Source organism: Conexibacter arvalis, assembly GCF_014199525.1.
GTDB lineage: Bacteria > Actinomycetota > Thermoleophilia > Solirubrobacterales > Solirubrobacteraceae > Conexibacter > Conexibacter arvalis.
This window is the reverse complement of sequence record NZ_JACHNU010000005.1, coordinates 308,242-319,526: the sequence shown is the minus strand read 5'-3', so window position 1 is coordinate 319,526 and position 11,285 is coordinate 308,242. Positions and strand designations below refer to the sequence as shown.

Annotated in this window: 10 protein-coding genes and 1 tRNA gene; all 11 read right to left on the bottom strand. The window is 73.7% G+C overall.

The annotated features are described in order from the left end of the window. Positions 1 to 117: 117 nt before the first annotated feature. Positions 118 to 188: transfer RNA gene (locus BDZ31_RS18040), tRNA-Gln, on the bottom strand. 84 nt (positions 189 to 272) lie between these two features. Next, entirely contained in the window at positions 273 to 860 is a 588-nt protein-coding gene (locus BDZ31_RS18035) for a hypothetical protein (RefSeq protein ID WP_183343746.1), read from the bottom strand. A gap of 73 nt (positions 861 to 933) precedes the next feature. Next, on the bottom strand, positions 934 to 2,184 hold the full coding sequence (locus BDZ31_RS18030) for an NAD(P)/FAD-dependent oxidoreductase (RefSeq protein WP_183343745.1): 1,251 nt from the start codon (positions 2,182 to 2,184) through the stop codon (positions 934 to 936). Beyond that, complete coding sequence (locus tag BDZ31_RS18025) at positions 2,184 to 2,891, bottom strand: potassium channel family protein (RefSeq protein ID WP_183343744.1); 708 nt, start codon at positions 2,889 to 2,891, stop codon at positions 2,184 to 2,186. The genes BDZ31_RS18030 and BDZ31_RS18025 overlap by 1 nt, the downstream gene beginning before the upstream one ends. Beyond that, positions 2,875 to 3,303, bottom strand: coding sequence for a potassium channel family protein (locus BDZ31_RS18020; protein WP_183343743.1), 429 nt, complete (start codon positions 3,301 to 3,303; stop codon positions 2,875 to 2,877). Before BDZ31_RS18020 ends, BDZ31_RS18025 begins: the two co-directional genes overlap by 17 nt. Before the next feature lie 10 nt (positions 3,304 to 3,313). Then, positions 3,314 to 5,299, bottom strand: coding sequence for a universal stress protein (locus BDZ31_RS18015; protein WP_183343742.1), 1,986 nt, complete (start codon positions 5,297 to 5,299; stop codon positions 3,314 to 3,316). Beyond that, positions 5,299 to 5,493, bottom strand: coding sequence for a hypothetical protein (locus tag BDZ31_RS18010; RefSeq protein WP_183343741.1), 195 nt, complete (start codon positions 5,491 to 5,493; stop codon positions 5,299 to 5,301). The genes BDZ31_RS18015 and BDZ31_RS18010 overlap by 1 nt, the downstream gene beginning before the upstream one ends. Then, positions 5,493 to 7,406: a universal stress protein gene (locus BDZ31_RS18005; RefSeq protein ID WP_183343740.1), complete on the bottom strand. Its 1,914-nt coding sequence runs from the start codon at positions 7,404 to 7,406 to the stop codon at positions 5,493 to 5,495. The genes BDZ31_RS18010 and BDZ31_RS18005 overlap by 1 nt, the downstream gene beginning before the upstream one ends. Before the next feature lie 23 nt (positions 7,407 to 7,429). After that, entirely contained in the window at positions 7,430 to 8,401 is a 972-nt protein-coding gene (locus tag BDZ31_RS18000; RefSeq protein ID WP_183343739.1) for a DMT family protein, read from the bottom strand. 67 nt (positions 8,402 to 8,468) lie between these two features. Next, complete coding sequence (locus BDZ31_RS17995; protein ID WP_183343738.1) at positions 8,469 to 9,329, bottom strand: immunoglobulin-like domain-containing protein; 861 nt, start codon at positions 9,327 to 9,329, stop codon at positions 8,469 to 8,471. A gap of 53 nt (positions 9,330 to 9,382) precedes the next feature. Beyond that, the gene (locus BDZ31_RS17990) at positions 9,383 to 11,131 is read right to left on the bottom strand and encodes an MFS transporter (RefSeq protein ID WP_183343737.1); all 1,749 of its coding nucleotides are present in this window, start codon (positions 11,129 to 11,131) and stop codon (positions 9,383 to 9,385) included. Positions 11,132 to 11,285 lie beyond the last annotated feature (154 nt).

Below are 11,285 nucleotides of genomic sequence, written 5' to 3'. Positions count from 1 at the left end.
ACTTGTCCTGGCCCGCTGGCCCCGCCGCCGACCACGAGAACCTCACAAATAGAAAGCCCCGCCCGAGGCCGCCGCGCACTTTGCGCGACAGCCTCCTGAGCGGGGCTTTCGCGAGAGCTGCGGGACAGGGATTCGAACCCCGATTACTCGGTCCAGAGCCGAGTGTCTTGCCATTAGACGATCCCGCAACGGCTGCGACGCATCAGGATAGACGCTTCGCGCCAGACGCGCCGCGCGACCCCCATTGTGCCAAAGCCGCCCCGCGGGGGCCGTCAGCGCGGCCAGCGAGCGGGGAGCTCGAACTGCTCTTCGCCGAGCGAGGCGATCATCGCGTCGCCGGCGCGGGCGGTCAGCTGGAGCGGCCGTTCGGGGTCGTTCGTGACGAAGATCGCGCTGAGGACGCTGCGCCCCGGGAAGCCGGCCGTCAGCTCGCGCAGCGCCCGTGCGAGCGGCGCGATCCGCGCCTCGCCCGCCCCGCCCCCGACCCCTGTGCCTGCGGCCGCGCCCGGCACGACGACCGGGTCTGCGGCGACCGCCGGGAGGTCGGGGTCGCTCCGTCCGTCGTCGGCGATCGCGGTCAGCTCGGCGCGCAGGGCGGCGATGGCGAACGGGCCGAGCGGGCGAACGGACGGGACCGGCAGCGGTTCGGCCGCCAGGCGCGCGGGGTCGAGCTCGACCAGCTGCTCGCCCTCGGCCAGCGTCACGAACCCCTCCTGCGGACAGTCGACGACGAACGGCTGGCCGCCGTCGCCGCGGTCGAGCAGGAGGATCGCCGCCTCGGCGCCGGCCGCGTGCGTGAAGGCGCGCAGCGTCACCGCCAGGGTCGCGATCCGCTCGCGCGTCTCCTCGGCGGGCGTCATCGGCGGGCGGTGGGCGGCGCTCCGGTGGCTGCGGCGAAGGCGATCTCCGACCTCCCAGCCCCGGCGGCTCGCGCTACCGCGCGCCGATCGCGGCGAGCTCCGTCGCCGCATCGCCGAGCCTCGCCTGCTCCCCGTCGTCCAGCTCGACCCGCGCTGCGATCAGCCGACGCGCCTCCTCGAGGTCGTCGGAGCGGCCGATCGACAGCGCGCCGGCGACGCGGGCGCCGTCGAGGTACCAGACGCTGAAGGCTCCCTCGTCGAAGGAGCCGCGCACGATCTCGCGATCCCACGACGCCGCCGGGCCGACGTACTCCAGCGACGCCCAGTCGGCGAGATCGGAGAAGAAGTACGGGACGACGTCGTGCGGCACGTCGCGGCCGAGCATGTTCAGCGCGGCCGTCCGGCCCTGGTTGAAGGCGACGTCCCAGTGCTCGACGCGGATCCGCCGGCCGTGGACGACGCTGTCGTAGGAGGCGACGTCGCCGGCGGCGTAGATCCCGTCGGCCGAGGTTCTCAGGCGGCTGTCGCAGAGGATCCCGCCGCGCTCGTCGTCGAGCTCCAGTCTCGCCGCGCGGGCGAGCATCACGTCGGGCATCACGCCGGCGCCGATCACGACCGCGTCGGCGGGGATCGACTCGCCGCCCTCGGTCACGACCGCGGTGACGCGCCCGCCGGAGCCCTCGAAGCGGGCCAGCCTGTCCTGGGCGATCACGCGCACGCCGTGCTCCTCCAGCCGCTGCTGGAGCCAGCGGCCGGCCTGCTTGCCGAAGCCGCGCTCGAGCGTGAACTCCTCCAGCATCACGATCGTCGCCTGGGCGCCGATCGCCGTCAGCGACGCGGCGACCTCGCAGCCAATGTAGGAGCCGCCGATCAGGACGACCCGTCTGCCGGCCGCGTCGGCTCTGATCGCGTCGGAGTTGCCGAAGGCGCGCAGGTAGTGGATCCCGTCGAGCTCGCTGCCGTCGGCCGGGATCCGTCTGACCATCGCGCCGGTCGCGACCAGCGCCGTGTCGAAGGAGACGACCTCCTTCGTCGACAGCGTCGCCTCCTTCGCGGCCGTGTCGAGCTTCATCACGCTCGTGCGCGTGCGCAGGTCGATCCGCTGCAGCCTCCACCACTCGTCCGGGCGGAAGTAGGCCTCGTCGCGCGACTCCCTGCCCTGCATGTAGCCCTTCGACAGCGGCGGGCGGTTGTACGGCGGGTCGGACTCGCGCCCGACGAGCAGGATCTCGCCGTCGGCGCCCTCCTCGCGCAGCCAGCGGGCGCAGTTGGCGGAGGCGAGCCCGCCGCCGATCAGCAGGTGGTCGACGTGCCGGTCGGCCATCACGCCGCCGCCGCGCTCGTCGTGAACTGGGGCGTGATCGCCGACTCGAGGCCCGGGTCGAGGATCAGCAGCACCTCATCGCCGGCCTCGATCACGGTGTCGGACTTCGGCACGAAGCCGCCGCCGTCGCGCAGCACCGAGATGATCAGCGCTCCGTCGGGCAGCGACACGTCGCCGACCTTGCGGCCGGCCGCCGGTGCGCCCTCGGAGACCTCGAGCTCGATGATCTCCAGCCGCTCCCCCTCGAGCGCGAGCAGCTGCACGAGGCCGTACTGCGGCACCTCGTGCTCGATCAGGCGCAGGATCAGGTCGGTCGCCGAGACGGCCGGCTGGATCCCGAGCAGTCTGAAGTGCTGCAGGTTGCGCGGGTTGTTGACGCGCGCGACGATCCGCTGCGTCAGGTACTTCTCCTTCGCGACCTGGCAGATCAGCATGTTGTCCTCGTCGTCGCCGGTGACGGCGATCACGAGGTCGGCGCGCTGGATGCCGGCGCGCTCGAGCACCCACAGCTCGGTCGCGTCGCCGTACTGGACGGCGTGCTCCAGCTCCTGCTCGACGACCAGGTAGCGACGGCGGTCGTCCTCGATCAGCGTCACCTCGTGCTGCTTGGCGAGCAGCTCGCGCGCGAGGTTCCAGCCGACCTTGCCGGCGCCCGCGATGATCACGTACATCGGCTCGTCGCGTCCGTGCTCAGGCCATCGGGGCAAGAGCCGCCTCCTTCACGAGATCGATCGCGTGCTGGGTCGGGCAGATCGTCTGCAGACCCTGCTCGGCGTACCAGGCTGCGCGCGCCGGGTCGGCGACGCGCACGACGACGCGCGGCACCTGGAAGCGCTTCTGGGCGATCTGCGCGACGACAAGGTTGGTGTTGTCGCCGCGCGTGGAGGCGATGAAGACGTCGGCGTGCTCGATGCCGGCCTCGACCAGCGCGTCGACCTCCAGCGCCGTCCCGACGGTGAAGCGGCCGCCGGCGTCCTCCCAGGTGTCGACGAGGTCCTTGTCGAGCTGCTCGTGCGACAACGGGTCCTGGTCGAGGACCGAGACGTCGTGTCCGGCCTCCAGCGCCTGCTTGGCGACGGCGGAGCCGACGCGCCCCGCACCGACGATCAGGATCAGCATTGCCGGAACCTTAGCGCGAGGGCTGCTCCGGCCGATCCGCCGAACCGCCCTCCGCGGCGGGCGCCGCGGGCGCCGCCCTTCTCGCCCAGCGGTCGGTCGTGTCGGCGGCCGGCGCGGTCAGGATCACGCGGCAGGTCGCCTTGCGCAGCACGTACTTCGTCGCCTCCCCGACGTAGTTCTCGAGCGGGCCGCCGGAGCCGCCCAGCAGCGCCCCGCCGCGCACGCGCGAGGGCTCCTCGGCGGCGAGCACGATCGCCTCCACCCCGCGCCGCTTCGCCTCGCTGACGATCCCGTGGCCGGCGCGGCGCGCTCGTATCATCGCCGTCTGGACCTGGACCCCCTCGTACTCCTCCCCGATCGCCTTCGCGCGCCGCAGCGCCTCCTGCGCGCGTCTCACCTGGGCCTCGGGCAGGCGGGCGTCGATCGGCAGCGCCATCGGCACCTCGAAGACCCAGATCGCCTCGATCGTCGCGCCCTCCTCGTCGAGGTCGTCGCGCACGGTGCCGGCGAGCCGCCCGGCCGTCTGGACGATGTCGTCGTCGAGCGGCTGGCCGAAGACCGGCACGAGGATCGAGCCGAACTCGACGTCGTCGGGCTCGTGCATCAGCGCGCTCTCCGGCACCATCACGCGCTTCAGCAGCGGGTTGCCGTCGATCCGGCGGTAGACGACGTACAGCGCGACGCCGCCGAGCAGCCACGCGAGGCCGACCCAGCGCGCGCCGGTGTGGAGCACGAGCACGCTGATCCAGCCGAGCGCCGACAGCAGCGCGCCGACGACCGCCGGCAGCGGCACCGGGCGGCCCTTGACGGTGACGTTGAACGGGACCCGATAGGCGCGCGGGCGGTCGGGCTCTCTGAAGCGCAGCACGACGATCGCCAGGTGGGCGATCGTGAAGGCGAGCAGCGCGCCGACCGCGTAGATGCCGACGAGGAACTCGAGGTCGGCCGGGATCACGAGCGCCGAGGCGACGACCGCGGCGCACGCGATCAGCACGTACGGCGTGCCGCGTCTCGGGTGGAGGCGCCCGAGCGCGGCCGGGATCTGGCGGTTGGTCGCCAGCGCGTAGGAGAGCCGCGAGGTGCCGAGCATCGCGCCGTTGCAGGCGGCGACCAGCGCGGTGACGGCCGCGAGCGCGACGATCGGCCGCAGCGCGTCGGCGAGCCACGCCGGGTCGAAGGCGGCCGCGACGCCGAGCAGGGGCGCCTCGATGTCCTCTCTGCTGAAGGCGCCGTCGCCGACCGGCAGCGCGCTGACGGCGACGACCGCGATCCCGACGTAGACGAGCACGATCGAGCCGACGCCGGGGCCGGCCAGCCGCTTCAGCTCGCGCCGCGACGCCGTCGCCTCGCCGGCGAGGCTCGCCGCCGCCTCCAGGCCGGTGAAGGCGATCGTCGCGATCGTCAGCGCGAAGATCACGTCGTCCCACGCCGGCTGCGAGCCGAGCTCGATCGTGTCGAGCGCCGCGCCCGGGTCGAAGACGAGGATCAGGCCGAGCACGATCACCAGCAGCTGCACAACGAGGTCGGCGCCGGCGATCACGATCTGGCGCTGCAGCTGGCGGACCGTCAGGCCGATCACGTTCCAGGCCGCGACCGCGCCGATCACGCCGATCGCGACGAGGACCTCCGGCAGCCCCGTGCCCAGCGGCGACCAGAACTGCGCCAGGTAGTTGGTCGTCGTGAAGGCGGTGACCGCGACGAGGATCGCGTAGTCGAGCAGGATCGCCCAGCCGGCGACGAAGCTGACCAGCTCGTTGAAGGCGTAGCGGGCGAAGACCGACGAGCCGCCGCGCTCGCGGTGGAGCGCCGCGCCCTCGACGTAGGTCATCGACGAGAGCGCGAAGAAGAGGCCGGCGACGAGGAAGACGACCGGCGTCAGGCCGAGCGCTCTGTGGGCGACGACGCCCAGCGCGAAGTAGACCGAGCTGACCGAGGTCGTGTAGACGAGCGCGAACAGCGCGCGGGCGCTCAGCGTGCGCGAGGGCGGCTGGCGCATCAGCGCCCGCTCCTGCGCAGCAGCAGGATCCGCCCGGTCCCGGCGGCGACGAACAGGATCCCCAGCAGCACGCCGAGCGCGAGCGGGCCGCCGCCGGCGGCGAGCGTCCGCACCAGCAGCGCGACGCCGATCACGACCATGATCGCCGACATCAGGCGGGTCGTCGTCGCGTGGATCTCTCTCGGCGCTGGCATCAGACGACCTCCTCCGTCGCGGCTCTGCGGGTCGCCTCGCGGCGTCTGCCGCGACCGGACTCGATGATGACGCGGCAGGGCCGCTCGGCCAGGACCGTCTCCAGCGTGCGGCCGAAGATCGACCCGCCGCCGGCGCGGACCGGGAGCGGCATCACGATCGCGCGCGCCTGGATCTCCTTCGCCTCGTCGACGATCCGGCGGCCGGCCTGGCCCGGCCGGACCTTCTCCCAGTGCCCGGTGACGCGCCGGCCGCCCTCGACCTTCGCCTGCTCGATCAGCGCCTGCGCCGCCAGCTCCTGCTCGGGCATCGCGGCGCTGATCGGGCTGGTCGGCGGCACGGTGATCGTCACGAGCACGTGGATGCCGCGATGTCTGCGGGCCGCCAGCTTGATCGCGGTGCGCAGCACGTCGGAGACGTACTCACGCTCGTCGAAGGCGACCAGCACCGACTCGTACTCGGCCTCGTGGTCGATCACCGGCTTGGGGACGGCGACGCGGGTCGTCGTCGTCAGGTCGAGCCCCTGGCGGCGGCGGAAGACGACGAAGACGACGACGCCGATCGCCAGCCACGACAGGCCGGTGATCGCGACGTCGAGGTAGAGGACCGTCACGACCACCCACGCGAGGCCGGTGCAGATCCCGCCGACGATCGCGAACAGCGGCAGGTCGCGGCCGCGCCATCTGAGGTTGAACGGGCCCCGGTAGGGCCGTCTCGCGTCGGGGTGCTTGAGCCGCAGGCGCACCACCGCCGCGTGCGCGATCGTGAACGACAGCATCGCGCCGAAGGCGTAGAGGTTGCCGAGGAAGGCGGCCTGCCCGGGGATCATCGCCAGGCAGGCGAGCACCGAGAAGACGATGATCCCGACCCACGGCGTGCGGAACCGCGGGTGCAGCTGGCGGAGCCTGTCGGGCATCTGGCGGTGGATGCCCATCGAGTAGGTCAGGCGCGAGACGCCGATGATGCCGGCGTTGGTGGCGAGGAAGAGGATCGTCGCCGCCAGCAGGCCGACGTAGACCTCGCCGGCGTGCTGGAGCGGGCCGAGGTCCATGTGCTCGACGATCCCGAGCACCGGGTCGCCGGCGAAGCCGCCTTGGTCCTCGGGCAGGCCGAGCAGCGTCTTGCACTCGCCGCCCTCGCAGCTGACCGGCAGCGCCGAGAGGGCGACGGCCGGCAGCAGCGCGTAGATCGCGAAGACGGCGATCACGACGCGGTTGATCGCCTTCGGGATCGATCTCGTCTCGTCCTTCGCCTCCTCGGCCATGTTCGAGATCGTCTCGATGCCGGTGTAGGCGATCATCGCGACCGGGATCGCGACGATGAAGTTCGACCACGTCGGCGCGACGCCCCACTGCACGTTGTCGATCAGCGTCTCGGGCGAGAAGATCAGCACCAGCCCGAGCCCGACGAGCAGCAGCTGCGTGGCGAAGTCGACGACCGCGAGCGTGATGTTCAGGCCGGCCGTCTCCTTGGCGCCGAAGACGTTCAGCGCCGCCAGCAGCGCGACGCAGACGATGCCGCCGATGATGTCGCCGGGCGCGTGGCGCAGGGGCTCCCAGAACAGCGACCCGATGTAGTGCGGCACGAAGAACGCCGAGATCGAGATCGTGATCGTGTAGTTGAGCATCTGGCCCCAGGCGGCGAAGAACGACCAGAACTCGTTGAAGGCGCGACGGGCGAAGCTGGAGGAGCCGCCGGCCTCCGGGTACATCGCGGTCGCCTCGGCGTAGGTCGAGGCGGTCAGGAAGAAGATCACGCCGGCGATCACGAAGACGACCGGCGTCAGGCCCAGCGCGAACGAGGCGACGAGGCCGAGGGCGTAGTAGATCGACGAGCCGACGTTGCCGTAGGCGGTCGAGAAGAGCGCGTTCACCCCGAGCACGCGCTCGAGGCCTTGGAGTCGGCGGCGGGCCATCTCGAATGTTCCCCAGCCGGATGCTAGCCCCGGGCAGGCGCCTCCGCCGCTGCTGCGGCATCGGCGCCGGCCAGCGGCGGCGCCGGGGGCTCGGGCGGCGGCGCGACGGGGTCGGCCGGCGCCGGCGGAGGCGTCATCGCGGCGGCCGCGATCACGAGCCCGAAGGCCAGCAGCCGCAGCGCGAGCGCGAACGGGTCGGACGGCATCGGCTCGCCGAAGACGAGCGGCCCGGAGGCGATCGTCGTGAGGTTCGCGGCGGCACTCGTGACGGCGATCACGGGGACGGCGTCGCCGAGCTGGAGCGACTTCGCCGAGACCAGCAGCCCGGCGAGCGAGGCGACCAGGATCACCAGCGACAGCGGGTTGAGGACGGTCAGCAGCAGCCCGTCGTCCTCCAGATGGCCGCTGACCGCCTTGATCGAGACGTCCGAGGCCGCCCACAGCAGGCCGGCCGACAGCGCGTAGCCGCTCGCGCGCCGCGTCACCGACAGGCGGCCGCCCAGCTCCCCGCCCCAGCCGGCCGCGACCGCCGCGACGGTCCCGCCGAGCGACAGCAGGCCGACGTAGAGCAGCAGCGTCCCGGTCTGATACTCGCCGTGAGCCTCCTTCGCGCCGCCCTCCATCGTCGCCGCGAGGAAGGCGAGGCCGGCGGCGGTCAGCGCGACGCCGATCCACTCGCGCCGCGTCACGCGATGGCCGAACAGCTTGTCGGCGATCACGGTCAGCAGCACGAGGCCGCCGGCGATCACCGACTGCACGAGCGAGATCGGCGCGAGCGCCAGCGCGCCGACGTGGAAGAACCAGCCGCCGAGCGCGACGACGACCCCGAGCGTGTACCAGCCGGAGCGGAACAGCACGAAGGTGCTGCGCAGCGGCCGCTTCCAGTCGACCTCCGGCGCTAGCTGGGCGCCGCGGTGCTTGTAGAGGAAGCCGACGACGCTCGCGAGCGCCGTCGCGAGGGAGAGCAGCAGGCCGAGTTGGACGGACACGCTCACGGGCGGCCCGGCAGCGTACTACTCGGGGGAGTCGGCGTCGCCGCCGGCTCCCCCGGCTCCTCGGTCGTCAGTGCGTGACGGTGAACTCCCGCGGCGCGGCGGCGATCGGCGCGCCGTCGTCGGCGGGATGGAAGCGATTGGGGACGAGCCGGTAGCGACCGGGCGGCGTTTCGTCCGGCACCTTCCAGTCGTACCTGACCGTCTCGCCCGGCTGCAGCAGTCTGACGACGGCGAGGAAGCCGACGCCGCTCGGCACCTCCGTCCAGCTGCCGTCCTCCTGCTTGCGCTCGATCGTGAAGCTCCACGTGTAGCGCAGGCAGCCCGTTCCGCTGTTGCGCAGCGTCAGGTCGGCCGAGGTCTCGACGATCACGTCGCTCCACAGGTGGTGCGTCACCTCGGCCGTTCCGGACGGGCAGGCCGGCGGCTTGATGACCGGCGTGAACGGCGGCGCCGGTTCGGGCGCCGGCGCCGGATCGGGCGCCGGCGGGGCCGGCGACGGCTCCGGCGTCACCGGCCGCGCCGCGGGCACGTTCAGCCGGCTGGCGAACAGCTTGCCGCGAACCTTCAGGCGCAGCGCGTAGCTGACGCCCTTGGCGGCCGGGAGCCTCACGGTGACCCGTCCGGTCCCGCCCCTCAGGGGCCTCGTGGTGACCGTCCGCGCCGGAGCGCCGGCGCCGGCGAGCCGCAACAGCGTGACACGCGCGGAGGCGCGGCGGGCCTTCGGCGCTCGGGCGCCGCGCCGCAGCGAGACCGTCAGCTTGGCCCCGGCGGCGACCTCGGCCTTCGCGCCCCTGACCGGCCACGTGGCGGTGAGCCCGAACGGCTCGAGCGCCTTCGCGGTCGGAGGCTTGGCGGCGAGCGCGGCGGATGGCGCGAGGAGCGTTCCCGCCGCCGCTGCCGCCGCGACGAGCATCGGTTTCGTGCGCATCTGCGACAGATTAATCGGTCCCGAGCGGATACGCGCCCGCTTTCACGGCGCCGTCACGGGTTCAGCAGCCCGCCGAGCAGGCTCGTGACCGAGCGCGGGTCGACGCCGTGGCGCTGCTCGAACCGCTTGGCGCCCTGCTCGGAGGCGAGGCCGAGGACCAGCTCCTCCCGGCTGACCCCGAGCCGGCAGGCGCCCGCGTCGACCAGCTCGAGCGCGCGATCCTGCAGGAAGCCGGTGATGCCGCCCGAGCTGGGCAGCGCGCGATCCTCGCACGGGTCCGCGATCGTCACCGGTTCGGGGGCGACCGCGGCGTGGAGGCCGGCGTAGGCGCCCGGGACGACGAGCGCCAGCAGCGCGATCGCGCCCATCGCCCCCGCGGCGCCGGCGACGGCGAGCAGCCCGGCGGCGGCGAGCGCGAGCGCACCCGCGATCACGAACGCCGAGCGGAACGCCTCGCCGACCGCCGTCACGACCGTCTCGTCGGCGCGCTCGGCAAGCTGGTCGTAGACCGCTCGCTCCTCGCCGTCGAAGTCGCCGCGATGCTCCGCCAGCGCTTCCTCCAGCCCGGCGCGCGGCTGCTCGGCGTCGACCCCGGAGAGGAGCGCCGGCGCGAGCTGGAGCTTGTCCTGCGGCGGAAGCCTCGCGTCGAGCACGAGCGCCACGCCGCGCTCCTGGGCCCGCTGCGTCGTCGTGTCGAGCTGGGAGGCGATCAGCGGCGCGACCGCGATCAGCACGACCGCGATCCCGGCGTGGCGGATCGTCAGCAGCCACGCGGCGTCATGCGGCGTGCGCTCCGGCATCAGCTCGCCGGCGAAGGCCGGAAGCGCCATCCCCATCCCGATCCCGGCGAGCGCCTGCGGCACGAACGTCCACGCGACGTTCGCGTCCGGCAGCCACGCCAGCGCCAGCACGCCGGCGCCGACGAGCACCGAGCCGGCGACCGCCCGCTGCATCGCCGTCCCCTCGACGCGGCCGCCGACCAGCGCCGCGAGCGGCAGGATCGTGACCGTCGCCGCCGCCGCCAGCGGCGAGACCGCCCAGCCGGCGACGAGCAGCAGGACGAGCAGGAAGAGGACGGCGGTCAGCGCCGCCGACAGCAGCGCGAGCGCGAGCGCCCGCAGCGGGTTGATCGGCGCGCTGACGTGCGCCGGGTCGGACTGCGGCGCGGCGACGAGCGTCCCGTGCGGGCCGGCCCGCACGGCGCCGCCCACCGCGGACGGCCCGCCGCCCGCCGGCCCGGCCGCGGCCGCGGCGTCGGCGGCGGCCAGCTCGGCGGCCGCCTCCCGGCCGGTGAGCGCGGCCAGCGCCGCGACCGCCGCCAGCGGCACCTGCACGACGAAGATCGCCCGCCAGTCGAACGCCTGCGTCAGCGCGCCGCCGAGCGCCGGGCCGACCGCGCTCGACAGCACCGCGGCGCCGAGCCAGTGGCGCCGGCCGCTCGGCGCCCCGCCGTCGATCAGCGTGAAGGCGGCGACCAGGCCGGCGGCGCCGCCGAGCGCCTGCACGGCGCGCGCGACGAGCAGCACCGCGAGCGTGTCGGCGACGGCGCAGAGCGCCGAGGCGAGCCCGAACACGAGGAAGCCGACGGCGCCGATGCGCGCCGCGCCGACGCGCCGCATCAGTCGCTCGGCGGGCAGCAGCGCGACGGCGAGCACGAGCGTGTAGATCGCGATCACCGCCGCGACCCCCTCGACGGTCGTGTCGAGCGCGCGCAGCAGCTCCGGCAGCGCCAGCGTCACGATCGAGGCGTCGGCGAGCACCAGCCCCGCCGCGGCGGTCACCACCCACAGGCGCATCCTCATGAGGTGATGTCTACTCGACCGGCTCGCCGGAAGCCACCCCCGACCGCCCCCGGAGCGGGTGCGGCTGCCCGTACCCTCCGGCGGGGGCGGTCGGCGCCCCCGGAGCGGGTGCGGCTGCCCGTACCCTCCGGCGGGGGCGGTCGGCGCCCCCGGG